The sequence below is a fragment of the Streptomyces sp. H39-C1 genome, assembly GCF_027158125.1.
GTDB classification, from domain to species: Bacteria; Actinomycetota; Actinomycetes; order Streptomycetales; family Streptomycetaceae; genus Actinacidiphila; species Actinacidiphila fildesensis.
In genome coordinates, this window is the sequence record NZ_JAPVLS010000038.1 from 59,322 (window position 1) to 78,535 (window position 19,214).

Consider the following 19,214-nt stretch of genomic DNA (forward strand, 5'->3'; position numbering starts at 1 on the left):
CTTCCGGATGATGACGCAGGCAGCGCGGTGTGATCTCTTCCGGCGGCCTGTCGGTCAGTCGCGTCTCTGACGCTGGATCTCTTCCGCGATGCGCTTGATGCGGTTCAGTCGCGCATCCCACGTCTTGCCGACCTCATTCAGCTGCCGGACGGCACGGGCCAGCTGCGCCTCGTCGACCTCGTAGCGCCGCTCGCGGCCCATCGGTGTCGCGTGCACGAGGCCTGCGCGATCGAGGACGCCCAGGTGCTTGGTGACCGCTTGGCGCGAGATCGGGAGACGCTCGCTCAGGCTGGTCGGCGTACCGACTCCTTCCGCGAGCAGCAGGTCGAGCAGGCGGCGCCTGCTCGGGTCGCCGATCGCCGACCAGAGTTCGTCGTCGACGGCGACGGTCACTGCGGCACCGCGGAAGGGGCGTAGCTCTGCAGCCTGGGCAGGAACAGGTCCCAGCCGCGCTCGTGGTCGTGGAAGGACTCCTCGAGCACGGCGGCTTCCCAGCCCTTCTCCCGCCAGCCGCTCTCGGTCAGGCGCACGACCGTGCCGTCTCCGGAGGGCTCGAGCTCGAAGGTGACCAGGAGAGAGTTGTCCGCATCGGGCAACTGACCCTCAGGAGCGACCCAGCGGAACGCGAACCTGCGGGGCGGATCCACGTCGACCACCGTGATCGCTTCGACCCCGGCACGGTCGCCCCACACCAGTTCGCCGACCGCTCCTGGCGCAGGCTCGAACGACGCGTCATCGGACCACCACATCTTGATGTGCTCGGGACGACTCACCACATCGAACACGATCTCCGGTGCCGCGTCGATCCGGATCTCGCGCTCCAACTTTCCGAACTCCATCACGGACCCTCCGATAGGCAACCATTGGTTGCACATGACTCTAGTGGCGGCACCGGCCATCCGCAACCTCTTGTTGCGCAATGAGCGCGAGTGCGCTCCGCGGCGACATCACCCGATCCACGACTCTCTTGACAACTGCCCACGCACCTGACGGGCAACTACCCGCTGCACAGCCGCAAGCCGACCGCACCGGGCGTCGCGTTCATCGGCGACGCCGTCCTGACCGGCGATCCCCTGTGGGGATGCGGGTGGGCCCTGCAGTCCGCGCTATGGCTGGCAGAGGCGGTCGCCCCAGCCGCAGCCGGCCAGGACCACCTCGACAGGTCACTCGCGATGTACGCGCGCAGGCACCGGCGCCGGCTGCGCGGCCACCAGTTTCTGGCCGCCGACTTCGCCAAGGCCCGTCCGTTCTATCCCATGGAGCGGCTGATGTTCTCGGCGGCAGCGCGCGATGAATCGGCGCCCCGGCACATGCATCTGTTCGCATCCCGCCTGATCGGTCCGCTGCGCTTCTTGAACCCGGTTGCACTGGCCAAGGCCTCACCCGTCAACATCAAGCATCGCGGGGCGACTGCGCCACCCGCGGCCCTGTCACACACCGAGTCATGACCGGCTCCCCTCCCTGCTCACGCGCGCTCGGCGATCATGCCTACGACGTCTACGGCGATCTCGATCGCCCGTGCCGCGAGTGGGGAGTGGGTCCGATCCGCCTGCCACAGCAGGAAGATCTCGCGTGGCGGGAGCGCCGGCCGGAGTTCGTGGATGGACAGCGACTCATCGGAGCCGACGTCGGCACCGCCGACGGCGAGCTGCGGCAGTACCGCCACACCCATGCCGGCGCGCACCATCGACAGCACGGTTTCGTTGCCGGCGGTGCGGAACACGATCCGCGGCCGCACGCCGCGGTGTGCGAGCGCCTGCTCCAGCCGGGCCTGGTCGCAGATCGGTGGGTGCGCCACCATCGGTGCGGCGTCGAGTCCGGCCGGATCCACCGGTCCGTCGGGGAAAGTGCCGCGGCGTGCCACCAGCAAGTAGGGATCGTCGAGCAATTTGAGGTGTTCGACGTCGCCGTCGACACGGCCGTCGAAGAACATCAGGTCGAGTTCACCGACGTGTGGCCGGTCGGTCTCCTCCTCGAACAGCCTGATGTCGCAGCCGGGGTGCTCGTCCCGGAGCCGGCGGACGACCAGCGGCAGGATCACGTTGGACACGCTCTGGAAGGTGCCGATGTCGACCCGGCCGTCGCCGGCCTTGAACCGGTCCACGGCCGCTGCCATCGACTGGGCCTTCGCCAGCAACTCGCGTCCGTGTGCCAGCACCACGGCGCCGAGCGGGGTGATCCGCACCGGTTTCGGCCCGCCGGGCCGGTCGAACACGGCACCGCCGACGGCTTTCTCCAACGCCGCGATCTGCTGACTCACCGTCGACTGGGTGTACCCCAGCCGCGCGGCGGCCCGCCCGAACGAGCCCTCGTCAGCGACGGCGGCCAGCGTGGTGAGATGCCGCAGTTCGACGTCAGGCACGGGGCCCCTCGGAGCTCATAGACATCGCTGATCGTGATTGCTTCGATCGGATTCTATCGCTTTTCGCGATGGATGGCCTGGCCTAGCGTGGGGTTCATGACCCACAACCTTTCCCACGGCGAGAAGCTCGTCGAAATCAGCGATATCGAGCTGTGCGTCGAGACCTTCGGAAACCCCGCGAACCCGGCGGTCCTCCTCATCGATGGTGCGGCCGCCTCCATGCTCTGGTGGGAAGCCGAACTGTGCGAACAGCTCGCACACGGCGACCGGTTCGTGATCCGCTACGACAACCGGGACACCGGCAGATCCACCAGCTACCCGCCCGGGCACCCGGGCTACACGTTCACCGACCTGGCCGGGGACGCACTCGGCATCCTGGACGCCCTGAACATCGAGCGCGCCCACATCGTGTGCCGGTCCATGTCCGGCGGAATCGGGCTCATTCTCGGAGTGGGCCACTGCGACCGGGTCGCGTCACTGACGTTCGTCTCCACGTCCACGGGCGACGACCACCTCCCACCGCCGTCGGCCGAGCTCACCGACAACACCCCCGCCGACCCGGACCCCGCCGATCACGCCGCGGTGGTGGACTTCGTCTTCGCCTCGGCAAAGGCGTACTCGGGCGGCTCGCCCTATTTCGACGAAACCGCCACGCGTGCGCTGGTCGAGCGGGACGTGACCCGCACACGCAACATCGCGTCCACCCTGACCAACCACTACGCGATGACCTTCGACGGGCCGTCCCACGGCTTCGCCGACATCAAGGCGCCCACTCTGGTGGTGCACGGCGACCATGACCCGTTCCTCCCACTCCCCCACGGGCAGGCGCTGCGCGACACGGTTCCCGGCGCTCAGCTGCTGGTCCTGGAAGGCGCGGGGCACGACCTCCCGATGCCGCTGTGGGACGTGTTCGTACCCGCTCTGATCCGGCACACCACAGGCGGCCGGACATGACCCGGTTGCGTTCGGCCCTCTGGCTGCCGATCTTCGACGATCTCGCCGAACCGATGGTGGTCGCACATCTCGCCGCCGAGGCGGAGGAGGCCGGCTGGCACGGCGTGTCCGTATGGGACCACCTGCGCTGGCGGGCGCCGATCCGGCAGGTGGCCGACCCCTGGATCACGCTGGCCGCGATCGCCACCGCCACCCAGGACCTTCGGCTCGGCCCCATGGTCACCCCTCTAGCCCGCCGCAGGCCCCCCAAGGTCGCCAGGGAGACCGCGACGCTGGACCGGCTCAGCGGCGGCCGCCTCACCCTCGGCGTCGGTCTCGGCAGCGACCGCTTCGCCGACGAGCTCCGCGCGACCGGCGAGGAACTCGACGACCGCCGGCGGGGGCAGATGGTCGACGAGTCCCTGGAGATCCTCACCGCCGCATGGTCCGGCAAGCCGGTGCACCACCACAGCCGGCACTACACCGTCGACGGCATCTCCTTCCTCCCCCGGCCGGTGCAGCGGCCCGGCGTGCCGGTGTGGGTGGCGGGGCTTCCCGGCAACGTCAAACCGCTGCGCCGCGCAGCCGGGCACGACGGCTTCTTCCCGGTCAATCTCGAACACCCGGACCAGCTCGCCGACATCGTCGCCACCGTCACCGAGCTCCGCCGGGGACGGACGACCCCGTACGACATCGCCGTCGCCCTCCCACCCGGCGCCGATCCGACGCCCTACGCCACAGCGGGAGCCACCTGGTGGCTGACGGAGTTCCCACCGGAAACGGTGTCGCTGGACCAGGTGCGAGGCGTACTGCGCGACGGCCCGGTAGAGCCTTGAGACATCGACATCCGCACGACCGACAACATGTCGAAATCGGTATCGAGAGGATACGGTGACCGTGATGTCCGACCAGCAGGGAACCCAGACACCGCCGAGCTCCGAGCCGGCCGCGGGTGAGCACGCGACCGGAGCTGCCGAACTCTTCGACTACGACGCGGAGTTGCGGCTGTACAACGAGCGCTTCCGCGCCGCTGCCCGGGTCGGCTCCCACGACCGAGTGCTCGACATCGGCTGTGGCACGGGCCAGACCACGCGCGAGGCGGCCCGCGCCGCCGTCGCCGGAAGCGCGCTGGGCGTCGATGTCTCCGCACCCATGCTCGAACGGGCCCGTCAGCTCAGTGACGAGCAGGCACTGCCCAACGTCAGCTACCAACTGGCGGACGCCCAGGTTCACCCCTTCCCACTGACGCATTTCGACCTCTGTATCAGCAGGTTCGGAACGATGTTCTTCGCCGACCCGGTCGCCGCGTTCACCAATATCGGGCGCGCTCTGCGTCCCGCAGCGCGCCTCGTGCTGCTGGTCTGGCAGGACCGCGACCGCAATGAATGGGCGTCAGCGATCCGCCAAAGTCTCACTGCCGCAACCGCCGCACCCATCCCGCCCGCCCCCGGTCGGGACGCGTTCTCCCTCGCCGACCCGGGCAGCACGGAAGACATCCTGACGGCGGCCGGCTTCACGGACGTCACCTTCACCGACGTGCACGAGCCTGTCTACTACGGCCCGGACACCGTCACCGCCTTCGACAATGTGCTGCGCCTGCTGAAATTCCAGGACCTGCTGGCCGACCTCGACGCCGCGACCGCTGAGCAGGCACGCACGCGGCTACGCGCCACCCTCGCCGCCCACGACACCGGCAACGGCGTGTACTTCGACTCCCGTGCCTGGATCATCACAGCCCACCGCCACTGACCAGCACGACGCACCACCGTCCCGGACGGGGCTTGTCGAAAGCACCGCATGGGAACAGCGACGATGCCAAAATCCAGTATGCGAAGAGCGATGGCGGTCCTGGCCGCTTCCATGATGGTGGTGCTGGCCGGTTGCGGGGGCGGGGACTCCGACTCGGCGTCGGTGGCCTGGACGAGCCCGTGCGACCTGCTGACCACCGCAGAGGTCGAGCAGGCGATCGGCGCCAAGGTAAAATCGGATGTCATCGAGGGCAGTTACGGCTATGAATGCCACTGGCGGCAGCCTCAAGCCCTCAGCACCTGGGTGGTGTGGCTCAAGGTCAACAAGAGCAGAGCCCAGTGCGGTGAACCGGGCACGCGCATAGCCGACGAACTGGATGTCAATGCCTACAAGGGCACGAGCGACGGGGTCGTGAGAGTCGGCGGCCCGTACAAGGACCACTGCCTGCGCCTGACCAGCTTCGTATCCACCACTCCCGGAGAGACCGTCACCGAGGACCAAGCCGTCGACCTCATGCGCACGATCAGACGCCGCCTGGAGTAACGGGCCGGCGCGACGCGCACCCGCCTCTCATCCCTTCAGTCCTGTCTGCGCGAGCCCTTCCACGAAGTGCCGCTGGGCGAAGGCGAAGACGATCAGGACATCCCCCGCGGTTTCGGCCCGCGGGCGCCCCGTCGGGGGCCGGTCGGTGCAGGGCTGTCAAGAAGGCGGCCAGGGTGACGGCCGCTTCCGTGGCGCGCGGGGCGGGGGCGCGGTCGGCAGGCTCGCCCGGCACCCAGGTCGTGACGAGCCAGGGCCGCGGAAACCGTTCGGACGGCTCACCGAGGCGCTGCGGGACGGGAATCTGCAGGGGAAGGTGCGGGGCGAGGATGGGCAGCCAAGCGTGCTCCTTGCGCAGCAGCGCGTCCGCGGACTGTGTCGCCCAGGGCAATCGGACGGCGAGGTCGTCGCCGAGGCGCCACACTTGGTTGTCCCAGCCTCGCGCTCCGAGCTTCAAGGGGCGATCCGCCAGGTCCGGATGCTGCTCACGCAGCAGATCCCGGATCAATTCCCCGTTGATGTCCATCTCGGTGGCTGTCATGAGGGGCAACGGTAGTTGGGGACCGGCCTGCCTGGCTTGCGGGCGAACCCGAGTCGTGCCCGGCGGCGAGCCAGAACGGTCCGCCGCCCCGAACAAGCCCCCTACCCGGCATTGTCCACGCGGAAGGCGCGCCGGTAGGCGGCAGGCGTGGTGCGCAGGGCCTCGTGGAAGCGCCGGCGCAGGTTGACGGCCGAGGAAAGGCCGACCCGGCGCGCGATGGTCTCCACCGGCAGGTCGGTCTCCTCCAGCAGGGCCCGGGTGGCGGCGATCCGCCGGTCCAGCAGCCAGCGTCCGGGGCTGATGCCCAGCTGCTCGGTGAAGTGCCGGGTCAGTGCCCGGACGGACCATGCACGGCCCCACGAACACCGCCCGGCGGTTGCCGCGTCAGATTCAGTTCTCCTTGATCCAGACCACGTGGTGAGGCCCGCGAGCGGTCCTTGCATGCCGGATTCAGGATCAGGCGCTGAGCGCCGTACCACCCCGTGCCCCAGGCTCCGCACCAAGCGTTGGGTCACGGATGAAACCGCCACCGGCCTTCGGAGATGACGTCCACCTTGTCGTCACTGACGCGAACAGCCGTCTCGTCGTCGATGAGGTAGATCGGGAAGTCCGCCCGCGCGGCGATGCGATCAGCCCAGGCCTCGTCCCGTTCCGGGAAATCCGGCGAGTTCAGGTGCGGCTTCAGGTACCAGTCGAAGAGACCGAACGGCGGGTCCACGGTCGTCGCGCCGAGCACATGGAGGTCAGCAGCGTCCCCGATCACGTCGGCGGAGTGCTCGGTGAGATTCCGGCTGAAGATCATCGATCCGGCACTCACTCCCACATACACCCGACTCTCCAGCACCTCCAGGAAGCCGCCGGCCAGGTCGTTGTTGGTGATGCTGCGCGCGAGGTGGTAGTGATTGCCGCCCTCGACATAGATGACGTCGGCGTGGAGCAGCCGGTCGAGCACCATCCGCCGGGGCAGGCCGTTCAGCTCCAGGACGTCGAACTCCCGCCAGCCGAGACCGTGCAGCCTGCTCATGTCCGCAACGAGCGACCCGTGGTCCCCGGGCTCGGCGAGGGACGCCGTGGGAATGTATGCGACGTTCGCCGACCCGAACGGCTTTCCCAGTGTGTCCCGCAGCGCATCCTGCAGTGTCTCGTTGCGCAGCCCGCTCGACGTCAACAGAAGCTCCATCCGGCGAGCCAACCACGGCCGACAGGCGCGCGCAACGAACTCTTGATCACCATGACTGTCCTGGCATGACGGCATCGGAAACAGGCACTCGGCCGCCGGGAACGAGCTGGCCGGGCGCCGGGCTTCGGTGCTCGCGCGCAGCGATCGGCGTGCAGCCGATGACCAGGTGTCCCCACGCTGATCGCCACCACCCGCGGTCCTGGCCGCCAGGCCTTGCGGACACCGCGTTCGATGGCCTGCTTCAGCGGCCCGCGGTGGCGCCGCCGCCCAGGCACTACTGGACAATCACCGATATTCTGGAGGCATGACGCATCCGTCGCAGAACGCCGCGAACGGACCGCCGGACGCGCTCGCCGCCGCCCGAACGGCGGTCAGCGGGTACCTGGATCGGCAGGTGGCGGTCGGCACGTCGGGCGCTGCGGACCAGCTGAGCCGATGGCAGGTCACCGGGACCACCGACGAACACATCGCCGAGGCGACCGCCCAGGCGGCCTGGGACCAGGTCGGCGACAAGCCCAGCGGTCTGTACGTGACCGGTCTCGAGGACCTGCGGAAGGAGTACGCCCGGCTCTGGCACGAGGCAGACCTCGTCACCCGCGGGTTGCAGCAGCTCGGTCATGATGTGGCCGGACTCGACATCCCCCACTCCCCGGACGACGAGGGCGCGTGAGTACGCCATAGAGGTCGATGGCCGTCCCGCTGCAGCACGGCGAACTCATCGCCGCCGGAGGCGCGCGATGAGTTCGTCGCGCTGTACGGCGAGGACAACCCGCCCCGCCCCTGACGAGGACAGCACGCGCCAGGTCACTGCCCCTCGGGCAGATTCAGCTGCCAGGAGACGCCGAAGCGGTCGTTCACCCAGCCGAACTTGGTACTGAAGCCGTACGAGCCCAGCGGCATGAGCTCCGTGCCCTGGTCGGCGAGGGCAGCGTAGAGGCGGTCGAGCTCGGCCTCGGTGTCGCAGTTGACGAACAGCGACACCGCCGGGGTGAACCCGAATTCGTGCTTGACGTAACTGTCGATGCACATGAACCGCTGTCCGGCGAGCGAGAACGTGGCGTGCTGAACCGTGCCCGCCTCACCGGGGCCGTCAGCCCCGTAGCGGGTGATGTCGACGACGCCTGAGTCCTCGAACAGCGACGTGTAGAGGGTCAGCGCCTCCTCTGCCCTGCCTTCGAACATGAGGAAGGTGGTGATCTTCTGCGGCATCGAGGCCATGGTGCTGCCCTCCGGGTGATGACGTTGGTCCTTAGAGGACGAGGCTAGGACCCACCGCTGACGCCGGCCTCACGGACACACGTCGCGGCCACTCGGGGTTGAGCCACTCGGACACATGTCCGTGGGTGCGCGGCAGGAACGCGACCCGACTGCGGTGGGGCGCCCAGCGGCCGCCCATCACGGTCGCCGCCGTACCCCGCGCCACATCCTCGGCCGGCCGCCGGCTTGCCAAAGCGGAACGTCGTTCCGTATCGTTAATCGGAACGCGGTTCCGTTTGCTCACGATGTCGGAGCAGGGGCCGCGGAGGCCACAGGGGCCGCAGCGGCCCGACGGCCAAGCCCTGTATTGCCACCACGCTTCACCCGCAATGGAGGAACACGGTCATGCAGTACCGCACTTTGGGCCGCACCGGTGTGCAGGTCAGCTCCCTCGCACTCGGCGCGATGAACTTCGGCAGGATCGGGCGCACCACCCAGGACGAGGTCACCGCCATCGTCGACGCCGCCCTTGAGGGCGGGATCAACGTCATCGACACCGCCGACGCGTACAGCGGCGGCGAGTCGGAAGAGCTGGTCGGCAAGGCCATTGCCGGCCGTCGCGACGACATCGTGCTGGCCACGAAGGCGAGCCTGCCGATGGGTGACGAGCGCAACCGTCAGGGCAGTTCGCGCCGCTGGCTGGTCACCGAGCTGGACAACAGTCTGCGCCGTCTCGGTGTCGACCACGTCGATCTCTACCAGATCCACCGGTGGGACCCGAGCACCGATGACGAGAAAACGCTGTCGGCGTTGACCGACCTGCAGCGCGCGGGAAAGATCCGTTACTTCGGCTCCTCGACGTTTCCCGCGTACCGCATCGTGCAGGCCCAGTGGGCCGCTCGCGAGTACCACCTGCGCCGTTACGTCACCGAACAGCCCAGCTACTCGATACTGCAGCGCGGCATCGAGACCCACGTGCTGCCCGTGACCGAGCAGTACGGGCTCGGGGTGCTGGCGTGGAGTCCGTTGGCCTCGGGCTGGCTGTCCGGCGCGATCCGCGAGGGCAAGGACATCACCACCAGCCGCTCCACGTTCATGCCGCAACGCTTCGACACCGCCATACCCGCCAACCGGGCCAAGCTCGATGCCGTCGAGCAGCTGGCCAAGGTCGCCGACGAGGCCGGCCTGACCTTGATCCAGCTCGCACTCGGATTCGTGACCGCGCATCCGGCCGTGACCACCGCACTGATCGGCCCCCGCACCCTGGACCACCTGCGCTCGCAGCTCGCCGCCGCCGACACCGTGCTCGCCGCCGACGTACTCGACGCCATCGATGCCGTCGTCGCCCCCGGCACCGACCTGGCCGCACACGAGAAGAACGACACCCCGCCCGCGCTCCTCGACCCGGCACTGCGGCGCCGCTGACCGCCGAGCCCACTCTCGCGGGCGGCGCCTGAGGCATCCCGACTACCGGTGCTGCCCGATGCGTTCCCCGCCCGCGCGTACCAGGAGGCCGGGGCAGCCGGCGGGGTGCTCGTGAACGAAGCTGAGCGCCGCCGCCCGCGCCGGTTTCGCTCGTTCAACTGATGGCCACGGCCCGGGCGCACCGGGAACAGCCAAGGACGGCCGCGGTCGGCTGACGGGCAGCCCCGAGCCACCACCCGCCGGCCGTCCGGAGACGGCGGGCGGGCCGTGGAGCGCCCCGCCGACGGGTGACTCACGCCGCGCGCTTCAGCTCCGCCGCACCGAAGGAGACGTCGAATCGGTCGCACCAGATGCTGACGCTGGTGTAGGTGGCCAGGTCGATGTCGGCGGGCAGGTCGTAGTTCTGGTCGCCCTTGTTGCCTTTGAGCTTGCCGAGACTGACGTGCTTCCCGTCGTCGAAGACCCGCCAGCCCGCCGTGCCCTTCTTCACCGGAGCGTCGGTGACCAGGACCCGCAGGTCGGGGCCATTGCTGGTGTCGAGACCCTCCAAACGCAACGTCCGCTTTCCGTCCGCGAGTTGGATGATGCGTACAGAACCCTTCGTCGCGTGCTCGTGGCTGATCAGCTCGCCGGTCGCAAGGACTGACGGCATCGCCCGCCCGCCATCGGCCTTGGCGGGGGCGGCGGTCGGCACCGCGTCGTTGACCGTCTCGTCCACCCACAGCTTCCACGGCTGGAACCAGTACAGGCTCACGGCCAGCAGCAGCACCGCGACGCTGGACAGCGCGATGCCCAGCGGCTTCTTCAGAAAAGTGAGCAGTGCAGTGACCGCGCGCATGATGCTGATTCCCTCTCTCGTTCTTCGAAGAGGCCGGATCCCCTGCGCCCCTTTGTGCCATCCAGCTAAGCGGAACAAGGGGTCCTGGTGCGCCCTCACGCTGATGACGAAAGTCTTACGTGGGTGCGGTGTCGTCCGGACGGAGCTGGCCGCCGATCCCACGTTCCGCAAGCGGTTCGGCCGGGAGATCGAGGCCGCGCGCCGGGTCGGCGGATTCCATACGGCGTCGGTGGTCGCCGCTGATCCCAACGGCGAGCCGCCCTGGCTGGTCACCGAGTACATCCCGGGCCCCTCGCTGCATGACGTGCTGCGCCGGCACGGCGCGCTCCCCGCCAAGACCGTCCAGACCCTGGCCATCGGTGTCGCCGACGGCCTCGAAGGCATCCATGCTTGCGGGATCGTGCACCGCGACCTCAAATCCAGCAACATCATCGTCGGCGAATCCCTCGAGTCCGCCCTCGCCATGCTGCCGTCCCACCTGTCCGAACTCGTCACCCGCTGCCTCGACCACGACCCCACCCGGCGGCCGACCCCCACCGAGGTCGTCGAGCAGCTCTCCGTGAAGGGATCGTCGGCCGGGGACCGGCTGCCGCCGCCCGTGCGCCCGATGGTCGATCTGCACAACGCGTCCACTGCGTAAGGCGATGACGGGTGCGGTGTCCCCGCCGGCGCTGGAGCGAAGCCGAATGGTCTGGCTTGAGTGAATGCCTCAGGCGGGCTTCCCCTCCTGGACGAGCTGGGGCTCACTCCGGCGGTCGGGCTGAGGGGGCTGAGGCAGTTCGGTGCGGGTGCGGACCGGGGACAGGAGGACCGGCAGGAACGCGACGGCCATCAGCCCGCCGCCCACCCACAGCGTGGTGCGCAGTCCGGCGAACTCGCCGAGCATCCCGGCCACCGCGGAGCCGACTGCGATGGCGCCGGTGAGCAGGAAGCGGAAAGTGGCGTTCATGCGGCCGAGGAGGGCGTCCGGGGTCAGTTGCTGGCGCAGACTCACACCGAGCACGTTGTCGACGCCCATCTTGAAGGTGACCAGAAGCCAGCCGGCGCCCGCCACATACAGCCACCCGCCGCGGTCGATCAGCGGCACGAGGAGGGCTGCGGGGGCCAGACACAGGCCGACGAGTCCGAGGGTGCGGCCGTAGCCGAGGCGCGCGGCGATGGCGCGGGCGGTGCGGGCGCCGAGGAAGATACCGACACCGCCGATCGCCCAGTACAGGCCCAGTACTCCCTCGGGCAGGTGGAGTTCCCGCACGAACAGGATCGGAAGCAGGGTGTTCACGATCACCGCACCGAGATTGAGCACGGCTGCGGTGAAGGCGAGGGCCCGCAGCTCCGGGTTGCCCAGTACGTGCCGCAGGCCCCGGGCCATCTCCGCACGCAGGGATGTGGTGCGATCTTGTCGGGCCGGGGTCTGCTGTGATGTGCGTACGCCCATGAGTCTGATCGCCGAGGCCAGATACCCGGCGGCGCTGCACGCCACCGCGAACGGCGCGGTGAGCAGCTGAACGAGACCGCCGCCCGCGCCGCGGCCCGCGACATTGCCCGCGGCCTGAAGGCCGACCATCGCGGCATTGGCCCGCACCAGTCCGTCCCGGCTCACCAGTTGCGGCAGCATGGTCTGCGAGCCGACATCGAAGAACACGGTCGCGCAGCCGTTGAGCAGCACCACGGCGTAGAGCTGTCCGAGAGTGAGCCGATCCAGCCACCAGGCCACCGGAACGGAAACGAAGAGCACCGATCGCACCAGATCCGCGACGATCAGCACCCGCCGCTGCCGCATCCGGTCCACCCAGGCCCCAGCGGGCAGCCCGATGAACAGGAAAGCGGCCGTGCCGAGGGCTGCGAGCAGGCCCACCTGTCCGGCGCTCGCGTCCAGTGCGGTGACGGCGAGCAGCGGGACGGCGACGTACGCGATGTTGGTGCCCAACTGGCTGATCGCGGTCGCGGTGAACAGGGCGCGGAAGTCGGGTATCTGCCACAGGGAGCTCGCGGTGCTCGGTGGCCGGGCCGGTGATCTGAACATGGCGCACAAAGTGCCCCACGGTTCGCTGCGCGCCCCAATGATTTAGCGTGAACAAAATGCTGCAGATCGAGTTCACGGCCGAGGACGTGGCCCGCACCCGCTTCGCGGTCTCTCCCCTGTGGGAGGTCGTGGCCAGTGTGCGGGTCCTCAAGGGCGCCGATGAACAGGGCCTGCACCGCCGCTGGACCGACCAGGTCCGCCCCCGCCTCGCGGCCGCGAAGCTGGACCTGGCTCCGCTCTCCGCCCTGGTCCAGGTCCCCACGTACGGCATCCCCGGCTTTCTGGTCCCGCCGCCGACCACCCCGCAGCCCTCCCTCGACGTGGAACTGGCGACGCTGCGCGCGACCCCGTTCGACCTCCTGCGGACCTCCTCCGACGCGGCCCAGCCGGGAGTGGAAGCCCTGCGCGCAGACCCGGAGCGCGGCCTGGGCCGGCTCGCGGACACCATCGCCGCCTACTGGGACGTGGCGATCGCCCCGCACTGGCCGCGCATCCGTACCCTCCTCGAGGGCGACATCCTGCACCGCGCCCAACTCCTGGCCGAGGGCGGCGCCCGGCGTCTCTTCGACGACCTCGACCCCCAACTCGGCTGGGACTCCGGCACCTTGAACCTGGCGCACCGTTTCGTCAGCGGCGAGCGCACCCTGGACGGCCGCGGCCTGCTGCTGTGCCCCTCGGCCTTCATCTGGCCGCGCATCTTCTCCACGATCGGCTACGACCCCTGGCAGCCGACCCTGCGCTACCCGCCCCGCGGCGTCGGCACCCTCTGGAACCCCCGCACCGTCCCGACCCCGACCGCCCTGTCCGCCGTCCTCGGCCGCTCCCGGACCCTGCTCCTCGCCCATCTCACGACCCCCGCCACCACGACCGACCTCGCCGCCCGGACCGGCCTGACCGCCGGTGGCGCATCACAGCATCTGACGGCCATGCGAGCAGCCGGCCTGGTCACGGCCCACCGGACGGGACGCCTGGTGCTCTACGCGCGGACGAGCGTGGCAGAGGCACTGCTGACAGCCGGGGACTAGACCGTTGGTGTTGCAGCATGATCCGCCGCCGAACGCCTACGCGAAGCCGCCAGAAGGGCCAACGTTGCCTGGCCTAATCACCATCGCGGCACAGGCAGAAGGGGTGACCGGCCGGGTCGAAGAGCACCCGGACGCTCTCCTGCGGTTGGAACTCCGCCACGGTGGCGCCCAGGGCGACCGCCTCGGCGACCGCTGAGTCCAGGTCTCCGACCTGGAAGTCGAAGTGCATCATCGGGCGCTGGGCGCCGTCGACCGGTGGCCACACCGGAGCCCGATAGCCCTCCGCCTGCTGGAACACGAAGAACGGCCCTTGCGGAGAGGCGGCGACGATGGCCGTTCCCGGCTCCTCGTGCCCGATATGCCAGCCGAGAAGTTCGGCGTAGAACCTCGCCAAGCGACTGGGGTCCGCCGCTTCGATCGTGGTGCCCCACCACATACCGCCTGTTCGAGATCGCATGCCTGAGCCTAGCCCGGGCCACCGGCACAGGCACAGGAACAGGCACAACGATGCCGGCCCCCGGCCCATCTGATCGTGGGTTCATATGCGTCCCCGGGTGACGCACAGACCTGGGAGACGCGGGTCTGATCGACCTGCTCCGCGCCTGGGAGCCGGAAGAGTAGGACCTGACGGTGCACCACCTCCCGCACCGGGCCGACAGGTTCCCGTACCGGAGAAGCGCCGGCCGTCGTCGGAGTCAAAGCCCTGCCCGCCCAGCGGGTGGACTCAGTGGCCACCGGGCGTGTCGGTGACCGGCGGCAGGGACGGCCAGGGCGTGGGGCCGGCTGAAGGTGGCGGCCAGGAGTAGTCGTACGGTGGCGGGCTCCACGGTGCGTGGGCAGGCGGTGGTTTGAACGGTCCTGCCCGATTGGCCATGAGGATCAACATCGTCGCGGCGAAGACCACGCTGACGACGATAAGGGCCAGGCCGAGGGGGTTTCGGGGGTTGTAGTAGTAACGACTGGTTCCCCAGTTGCTTCGTTTGAAGACCGGCTCGTCCTCGTCATGCACAGGCTGCGTCCCAGGTCGAAGGTGTTCCGGGGCCGGCATCGTCCAGCGGGCCTCCGCTCGCTCCCGCCGGGAGCTGATGGCACTTTAGGTCAGGAGGTGCGGCCTGCCGAACGGGGGGGGTGGTCGGGAAGTATCCCGTCACGGAGCGAGCAAGGCCGTCGCGGCGCTTCATGGCGTCGTCAGGCTCGGGGAGTTGCCGCTCGGCCTGGACGACGAAAGACAGCGACCACCTACACGCGGCGACCCGCCGCCTTCGACCGCTGCATCCCTGCGGCCGCTCAGCCCTGTCCGCTCTGCAGCGTGAGGCCCAGGCGGGATTCGGCGGCTTCCAGGGCCAGCCGGACGGCTCCCAGGGCCACGCCCTGGCCGCCCAGTTGGGAGGCGTCGATCACGGTGGGAACCAGGGTGTGGCCCTTGAGGTGGCGGCGGATCGGGTCGAGGAGGATGTCGCCGGCCTCGGAGATTCCACCGCCGATCACCAGGTGGCCGGGGTCGAGGAGAAGGAGCAGGACGGCCAGGCCGCGGGCGAAGCGGGCGGCTACCCGGTCGACGACGGCCAGGGCGACCGGGTCGCCGTCGGAGGCCGCGGTGAAGAGCGGGGCCAGGCCGCTGCGGCCGTCCGTCAGTCCGGGTGGTGCCGCGCGCCGGGCGTCGGTGTACGCCGCTGCCGCGAGGCGGCGGATCTCGGCCGCGCCGACGAGTCGTTCGAACGGTCCCATGCCGTCGGCGGGCAGCTGCGATCCGTCGGACGGCTCCACTAGCGTCACCGGTTCCGTCGGCGAGTCCAGTCGGGCGAACAGGTCGAGGAAGCCGAGTTCGCCCGCGGCCCCCGAGGCCCCGCGGAGCGGTACGCCGTCGATGATGATGCCGGTGCCGATCCGCTCGCCCCAGTGGACGAGGACCATGCTGCGGGTCTCCCGGGCCGGACCGTAACGCAGCTCGGCCAGGACGGCGAGGGTCGCGTCGTTGTCGAGCAGGACCGGGCAGCCGAGCCACTCGCGCAGCTCCGGCACAATCGCCGGCCCGGCCCAGCCCGGGATGCTCGGTGCCTTCAGCACCACCCCGCGTTCGCGGTCGACGATGCCGGGCGTTCCCGCGCAGACCGCCCACAGGTCGGTCGGTTCCAGGCCCGCCCGCCGCGCCGCCTCCGTCAGCCCTTCGCGGACCAGGGCGACGAGTTGGGGTGCGTCCGCGCCGGGCGGGACGGTGGCGCGGTGGGTCGTGAGGATCTCGCCGGAGAGGTCAGCGATGAGGACCAGCACCTTGTGCGGACCGATGTCGACGCCCGCGACATGCCCCATCTCGGAACGGAACCGGACCCGCCGGGCAGGTCTGCCGGGCCGGCCCTCCTCGCCGCTGCCGGTTCCCGTGCCGGTGCCGTCGTCCAGCGGGCCCACCAGCCCGTCGTTGCCCAGATCGGCCAGCGCCCTGGTGACGGCGGGGCGCGAAAGGCCGGTCGCCGCGGCCAGTTCGGAGACCCGGGCCGTACCGCCCGCGGCCTGCCGAAGCGCCGTCAGGACCGCCTGTCCGTTGATCCGCCGCAGCACGTGCGGTCCGGTCGCTGCCAGCTCTGACGGCATCAGATCACCCTCCCGGACACAGTGTCGCAGCCGGGATCGGGCCCGCGACCCCTTGACGGACGACTTCAGGGCTTCCATAGTATCGAACGGTTCGTTACTAACACCTCGCGGAACCCGACCGGACTAGGCGGCCTCGCATGAGATGGAAATCCAGCGCCCGCGCAACGCTCTCGTCGATCGTCCTGCTGACGGCGTCGATGTACGGAGATCCCACCGCACACGCGAATCCCAACCCCCCTTCCGTCTCAGCCGCGTTCGACCCCGCACCGGCGAGCGCAGCCCTGTCCCGGTTGCTGCCGGCCCGGGCAGCAGCGCAGTTCTCCCTCGTGCCGGTGCCGAAGCCGGCCTCCGGCGACGCCTTCACGCTCTCCGGTTCGGTCGGCGCCATCACGGTCGCGGGCACCTCGCCGGCCACGCTGCTCACCGGCGTCGGCTGGTACCTGGAGCACGTCGCGGGTGTGGACATCGGCTGGCCCGGTGACAGCCTCGGCAAGCTCCCGGCCGCCTTGCCTGCCGTGCCGGACCCGGTCACCCGCTCGGCGACGGTCCCCCACCGGTACGCCCTCAACGACACCGACGACGGCTACTCCGGCGCCTACCGCGACTTCGCCTCGTACCAGCACGAGATCGACGTGCTGGCTCTGCACGGCGTCAACGAGGTCTTCGTCCAGATGGGCGCCGAGTACCCCTATTACAAGGCGCTGCAGAGCTTCGGCTACAGCGGCGCCGAGCTGCGATCGTGGATCCCGGGCCCCGCGCACCAGGGCTGGTGGCTGCTGCAGAACATGTCCGGTTTCGGCGGACCCGTCTCGGAGCAGCTGATCAACGCCCGCGCGGCCGAGGGCCGGCAGATCACGGACCAGCTCCGCGCGCTGGGCATGACTCCGGTGCTGCCCGGCTACTACGGCACCGTGCCACCGGGCTTCACCGACAGGAATCCCGGCGCCAAGGTGGTGGCGCAGGGCGACTGGGTCGGCTTCCAGCGGCCCGACTGGCTCGACCCCACCAACGCCGTCTTCACCCGGGTCGCCGCCGCCTACTACGCCGCGCAGCGCACCCGGTTCGGTGACAGCACCCTGTACAAGATGGACCTGCTGCACGAGGGCGGGCTGCCCGGAAGCGTCAACGTGACCGACGCCGCCACCGCGGTCCAACACGCCCTGGACACCGCCCACCCGGGCGCGACCTGGGTCATCCTCGGCTGGCAGAACAACCCATCTGCCGCTGTGCTCAAGGGTGTTGACAAGGCACGCATGCTGATCGTCGACGGTCTCTCCGACCGCTACGACAACCTCGACCGCGAAACCGCGTGGGGCGGCACCCCGTACGCCTTCGGCGCCATCGACAACTTCGGCGGCCACACCAGCATCGGCGCCAACACCAGTACCTGGGTGAGCCGATTCCAGCAGTGGCTCAGCAAGAAGAACAGTGCTCTGCAGGGCATCGCCTATCTGCCGGAGGGGACCGGCGGCAACCCCGCCTCCTTCGACCTGTTCACCGAACTGGCCTGGCAACCGGGCCCCATCGACCGGACCGCCTGGTTCGCCGACTACTCGGCACGCCGCTACGGAGGCGCCGACGCTCACGCAGCTGCGGCCTGGGAGCTGCTGCGCCGCGGCCCGTACAGCACCGCGTCGGGTACCTGGAGCGAGCCGCAGGACAGCCTGTTCACCGCGCGCCCGGGGCGCACCGCGAGTCATGCTGCGGAGTGGAGCCCGGACGGCATGCGCTACGACGCGGCCACCGTGCAGAACGCACTGGCGGAACTGCTACAGGTCGCCCCGGACAAACAGGCCTCGACCGCCTACCGGTACGACCTGGTCGACGTCGCCCGCCAGGCACTGGCCAACCGCAGCCGGGTACTGCTGCCGCAGATCAACGCCGCCTACACGGCGAAGAACCTGACCCAGTTCCGCGGTCTCGTCACCGAATGGAAGGGCGATGAGGCCCTGCTCGACCAGCTCGTCTCCAGCGACCCGGCGTTCCTGCTGGGCACGTGGCTGACGAGCGCCCGCGCGTCGGGGGCCACCGCCGCGGAGAAGAGCCAACTGGAGTACGACGCCCGGTCCATCCTCACCACCTGGGGCGACAGGGCGGCCAGCGAGGCGGGCGTGCACGACTACGCCAGCCGTGAGTGGGGCGGCCTGATCTCCGATCTCTACGCCAAGCGGTGGGCGGCGTACTTCGCCTCGCTCGACACCGCACTCACCGGCGGCACTGCTCCGGTGGCGATCGACTGGTTCGCGATGGACGACAGCTGGGCCAGACAGACCAACAGCTACAGCACCTCGCCCTCCGGCGATCCGATCGCGCTGGCCCAGCACGTCAGGGACGCCCTTCCGCCCATCGCACCGTCGGGCCCGATCACCGGAATCGGCGGCGCCTGCGTCGACATCACGGGCGGCAGCACGGCCGACGGCACGCCGCTCCAGCTGTACGGCTGCAATGGGACGACTGCCCAGAGGTGGACCGTCTCGGCGGACGGCACCCTGCGGGCCAACGGCAAGTGCATGGACGTCAGGGGCGGCGCCGTGACCCCCGGCACCGTGGTGCAGCTCTACACCTGCAACGGCACTCCCGCCCAGGCCTGGACACCAAGGAGCGACGGCACGCTGCGGAACACCAAGTCCGGCCTGTGCCTCGATGCCGGCGGCGGCAGCTCCGCCAACGGCACCGCCCTGATCATCTGGACGTGCACCGGCAACGTCAACCAGCGCTGGTCGCTGCCGAGCTGAGGTCCACGACACCCCCCTCATCCCAGGTCCGTCTGCACTGCGGTGATGGAGCCGGCGTCGCCAGCCGGGACACTGGC

The 19,214-nt window shown here is 69.7% G+C and carries 21 protein-coding genes and 1 pseudogene; 10 read left to right on the forward strand and 12 right to left on the reverse strand.

Annotation, left to right across the window (positions count from 1 at the left end):
* Window positions 1–54 precede the first annotated feature (54 nt).
* Window positions 55–393: an ArsR/SmtB family transcription factor gene (locus O3W51_RS24470; RefSeq protein WP_138351806.1), complete on the reverse strand. Its 339-nt coding sequence runs from the start codon at window positions 391–393 to the stop codon at window positions 55–57.
* Entirely contained in the window at window positions 390–839 is a 450-nt protein-coding gene (locus O3W51_RS24475; RefSeq protein WP_269287341.1) for an SRPBCC domain-containing protein, read from the reverse strand. The genes O3W51_RS24470 and O3W51_RS24475 overlap by 4 nt, the downstream gene beginning before the upstream one ends.
* Window positions 840–1,172: 333 nt before the next feature.
* On the opposite strand from O3W51_RS24475, the gene O3W51_RS24480 reads away from it, so the two are divergent.
* A complete protein-coding gene (locus O3W51_RS24480; protein WP_232485747.1) occupies window positions 1,173–1,448 on the forward strand; it encodes a hypothetical protein in 276 nt (91 codons plus the stop codon).
* 17 nt (window positions 1,449–1,465) lie between these two features.
* On the opposite strand, the gene O3W51_RS24485 is transcribed toward O3W51_RS24480, so the two are convergent.
* Window positions 1,466–2,362 carry a LysR family transcriptional regulator gene (locus tag O3W51_RS24485; protein WP_198358502.1) on the reverse strand — a complete coding sequence of 299 codons (897 nt, stop codon included), beginning with the start codon at window positions 2,360–2,362 and terminating at the stop codon, window positions 1,466–1,468.
* A 96-nt stretch (window positions 2,363–2,458) separates the two neighbouring features.
* Between O3W51_RS24485 and O3W51_RS24490 the strand changes: the two genes are divergently transcribed.
* From O3W51_RS24490 to O3W51_RS24505, 4 genes are all read left to right on the forward strand, one after another.
* Complete coding sequence (locus O3W51_RS24490) at window positions 2,459–3,316, forward strand: alpha/beta fold hydrolase (protein ID WP_138351809.1); 858 nt, start codon at window positions 2,459–2,461, stop codon at window positions 3,314–3,316.
* The gene (locus O3W51_RS24495) at window positions 3,313–4,131 is read left to right on the forward strand and encodes an LLM class flavin-dependent oxidoreductase (protein WP_269287342.1); all 819 of its coding nucleotides are present in this window, start codon (window positions 3,313–3,315) and stop codon (window positions 4,129–4,131) included. The genes O3W51_RS24490 and O3W51_RS24495 overlap by 4 nt, the downstream gene beginning before the upstream one ends.
* Window positions 4,132–4,195: 64 nt before the next feature.
* Window positions 4,196–5,044: a class I SAM-dependent methyltransferase gene (locus O3W51_RS24500; RefSeq protein ID WP_269287343.1), complete on the forward strand. Its 849-nt coding sequence runs from the start codon at window positions 4,196–4,198 to the stop codon at window positions 5,042–5,044.
* Between the two features lie 78 nt (window positions 5,045–5,122).
* Entirely contained in the window at window positions 5,123–5,587 is a 465-nt protein-coding gene (locus O3W51_RS24505; protein WP_187144698.1) for a hypothetical protein, read from the forward strand.
* A 10-nt stretch (window positions 5,588–5,597) separates the two neighbouring features.
* Here the strand turns inward: O3W51_RS24505 and O3W51_RS24510 are convergent.
* The 3 genes and pseudogenes from O3W51_RS24510 to O3W51_RS24520 all read right to left on the reverse strand — a co-directional run.
* Window positions 5,598–6,125: pseudogene (locus O3W51_RS24510) on the reverse strand (phosphotransferase); the annotation flags it as partial.
* A 101-nt stretch (window positions 6,126–6,226) separates the two neighbouring features.
* Window positions 6,227–6,568: a helix-turn-helix domain-containing protein gene (locus tag O3W51_RS24515; RefSeq protein WP_381588392.1), complete on the reverse strand. Its 342-nt coding sequence runs from the start codon at window positions 6,566–6,568 to the stop codon at window positions 6,227–6,229.
* 68 nt (window positions 6,569–6,636) lie between these two features.
* Window positions 6,637–7,305 carry a Type 1 glutamine amidotransferase-like domain-containing protein gene (locus tag O3W51_RS24520; protein ID WP_138351813.1) on the reverse strand — a complete coding sequence of 223 codons (669 nt, stop codon included), beginning with the start codon at window positions 7,303–7,305 and terminating at the stop codon, window positions 6,637–6,639.
* Window positions 7,306–7,609: 304 nt separating this feature from the next.
* Between O3W51_RS24520 and O3W51_RS24525 the strand changes: the two genes are divergently transcribed.
* Window positions 7,610–7,975: a hypothetical protein gene (locus tag O3W51_RS24525; protein WP_138351814.1), complete on the forward strand. Its 366-nt coding sequence runs from the start codon at window positions 7,610–7,612 to the stop codon at window positions 7,973–7,975.
* Between the two features lie 134 nt (window positions 7,976–8,109).
* Here the strand turns inward: O3W51_RS24525 and O3W51_RS24530 are convergent, their stop codons facing one another.
* The gene (locus O3W51_RS24530; RefSeq protein ID WP_232485746.1) at window positions 8,110–8,514 is read right to left on the reverse strand and encodes a VOC family protein; all 405 of its coding nucleotides are present in this window, start codon (window positions 8,512–8,514) and stop codon (window positions 8,110–8,112) included.
* A 393-nt stretch (window positions 8,515–8,907) separates the two neighbouring features.
* Here O3W51_RS24530 and O3W51_RS24535 point away from each other — a divergent pair, with 393 nt between their 5' ends.
* Window positions 8,908–9,927: an aldo/keto reductase gene (locus tag O3W51_RS24535; protein ID WP_198358499.1), complete on the forward strand. Its 1,020-nt coding sequence runs from the start codon at window positions 8,908–8,910 to the stop codon at window positions 9,925–9,927.
* A 292-nt stretch (window positions 9,928–10,219) separates the two neighbouring features.
* Here the strand turns inward: O3W51_RS24535 and O3W51_RS24540 are convergent, their stop codons facing one another.
* A complete protein-coding gene (locus O3W51_RS24540) occupies window positions 10,220–10,765 on the reverse strand; it encodes a DM13 domain-containing protein (RefSeq protein ID WP_138351817.1) in 546 nt (181 codons plus the stop codon).
* Between the two features lie 103 nt (window positions 10,766–10,868).
* Between O3W51_RS24540 and O3W51_RS24545 the strand changes: the two genes are divergently transcribed.
* A complete protein-coding gene (locus O3W51_RS24545; protein WP_244808943.1) occupies window positions 10,869–11,405 on the forward strand; it encodes a protein kinase domain-containing protein in 537 nt (178 codons plus the stop codon).
* Window positions 11,406–11,474: 69 nt separating this feature from the next.
* Here the strand turns inward: O3W51_RS24545 and O3W51_RS24550 are convergent, their stop codons facing one another.
* Window positions 11,475–12,788 (reverse strand): MFS transporter, encoded by a 1,314-nt coding sequence (locus O3W51_RS24550; RefSeq protein WP_138351819.1) that lies wholly within the window; start codon window positions 12,786–12,788, stop codon window positions 11,475–11,477.
* A 56-nt stretch (window positions 12,789–12,844) separates the two neighbouring features.
* On the opposite strand from O3W51_RS24550, the gene O3W51_RS24555 reads away from it, so the two are divergent.
* On the forward strand, window positions 12,845–13,813 hold the full coding sequence (locus O3W51_RS24555) for an ArsR family transcriptional regulator (protein WP_138351820.1): 969 nt from the start codon (window positions 12,845–12,847) through the stop codon (window positions 13,811–13,813).
* 73 nt (window positions 13,814–13,886) lie between these two features.
* Here the strand turns inward: O3W51_RS24555 and O3W51_RS24560 are convergent, their stop codons facing one another.
* The 3 genes from O3W51_RS24560 to O3W51_RS24570 form a co-directional block, all read right to left on the reverse strand.
* The gene (locus O3W51_RS24560) at window positions 13,887–14,270 is read right to left on the reverse strand and encodes a VOC family protein (RefSeq protein ID WP_232485744.1); all 384 of its coding nucleotides are present in this window, start codon (window positions 14,268–14,270) and stop codon (window positions 13,887–13,889) included.
* 267 nt (window positions 14,271–14,537) lie between these two features.
* Entirely contained in the window at window positions 14,538–14,822 is a 285-nt protein-coding gene (locus O3W51_RS24565; RefSeq protein ID WP_269287345.1) for a hypothetical protein, read from the reverse strand.
* Window positions 14,823–15,100: 278 nt separating this feature from the next.
* Window positions 15,101–16,402, reverse strand: coding sequence for an ROK family transcriptional regulator (locus O3W51_RS24570; RefSeq protein WP_187144699.1), 1,302 nt, complete (start codon window positions 16,400–16,402; stop codon window positions 15,101–15,103).
* Window positions 16,403–16,539: 137 nt separating this feature from the next.
* Between O3W51_RS24570 and O3W51_RS24575 the strand changes: the two genes are divergently transcribed.
* Window positions 16,540–19,137: an alpha-N-acetylglucosaminidase gene (locus O3W51_RS24575; protein ID WP_138351823.1), complete on the forward strand. Its 2,598-nt coding sequence runs from the start codon at window positions 16,540–16,542 to the stop codon at window positions 19,135–19,137.
* Window positions 19,138–19,214 lie beyond the last annotated feature (77 nt).

What these genes read in the sequence shown, in the direction of transcription:
- O3W51_RS24475 (WP_269287341.1), bottom strand. Translation starts at nt 839, where the DNA reads ATGGAGTTCGGAAAGTTGGAGCGCGAGATCCGGATCGACGCGGCACCG.
- O3W51_RS24480 (WP_232485747.1), top strand. Translation starts at nt 1,173, where the DNA reads ATGTACGCGCGCAGGCACCGGCGCCGGCTGCGCGGCCACCAGTTTCTG.
- O3W51_RS24490 (WP_138351809.1), top strand. Translation starts at nt 2,459, where the DNA reads ATGACCCACAACCTTTCCCACGGCGAGAAGCTCGTCGAAATCAGCGAT.
- O3W51_RS24495 (WP_269287342.1), top strand. Translation starts at nt 3,313, where the DNA reads ATGACCCGGTTGCGTTCGGCCCTCTGGCTGCCGATCTTCGACGATCTC.
- O3W51_RS24500 (WP_269287343.1), top strand. Translation starts at nt 4,196, where the DNA reads ATGTCCGACCAGCAGGGAACCCAGACACCGCCGAGCTCCGAGCCGGCC.
- O3W51_RS24505 (WP_187144698.1), top strand. Translation starts at nt 5,123, where the DNA reads ATGCGAAGAGCGATGGCGGTCCTGGCCGCTTCCATGATGGTGGTGCTG.
- O3W51_RS24515 (WP_381588392.1), bottom strand. Translation starts at nt 6,568, where the DNA reads ATGCAAGGACCGCTCGCGGGCCTCACCACGTGGTCTGGATCAAGGAGA.
- O3W51_RS24520 (WP_138351813.1), bottom strand. Translation starts at nt 7,305, where the DNA reads ATGGAGCTTCTGTTGACGTCGAGCGGGCTGCGCAACGAGACACTGCAG.
- O3W51_RS24525 (WP_138351814.1), top strand. Translation starts at nt 7,610, where the DNA reads ATGACGCATCCGTCGCAGAACGCCGCGAACGGACCGCCGGACGCGCTC.
- O3W51_RS24530 (WP_232485746.1), bottom strand. Translation starts at nt 8,514, where the DNA reads ATGCCGCAGAAGATCACCACCTTCCTCATGTTCGAAGGCAGGGCAGAG.
- O3W51_RS24535 (WP_198358499.1), top strand. Translation starts at nt 8,908, where the DNA reads ATGCAGTACCGCACTTTGGGCCGCACCGGTGTGCAGGTCAGCTCCCTC.
- O3W51_RS24540 (WP_138351817.1), bottom strand. Translation starts at nt 10,765, where the DNA reads ATGCGCGCGGTCACTGCACTGCTCACTTTTCTGAAGAAGCCGCTGGGC.
- O3W51_RS24545 (WP_244808943.1), top strand. Translation starts at nt 10,869, where the DNA reads ATGACGAAAGTCTTACGTGGGTGCGGTGTCGTCCGGACGGAGCTGGCC.
- O3W51_RS24550 (WP_138351819.1), bottom strand. Translation starts at nt 12,788, where the DNA reads ATGTTCAGATCACCGGCCCGGCCACCGAGCACCGCGAGCTCCCTGTGG.
- O3W51_RS24555 (WP_138351820.1), top strand. Translation starts at nt 12,845, where the DNA reads ATGCTGCAGATCGAGTTCACGGCCGAGGACGTGGCCCGCACCCGCTTC.
- O3W51_RS24560 (WP_232485744.1), bottom strand. Translation starts at nt 14,270, where the DNA reads ATGCGATCTCGAACAGGCGGTATGTGGTGGGGCACCACGATCGAAGCG.
- O3W51_RS24570 (WP_187144699.1), bottom strand. Translation starts at nt 16,402, where the DNA reads ATGCCGTCAGAGCTGGCAGCGACCGGACCGCACGTGCTGCGGCGGATC.
- O3W51_RS24575 (WP_138351823.1), top strand. Translation starts at nt 16,540, where the DNA reads ATGAGATGGAAATCCAGCGCCCGCGCAACGCTCTCGTCGATCGTCCTG.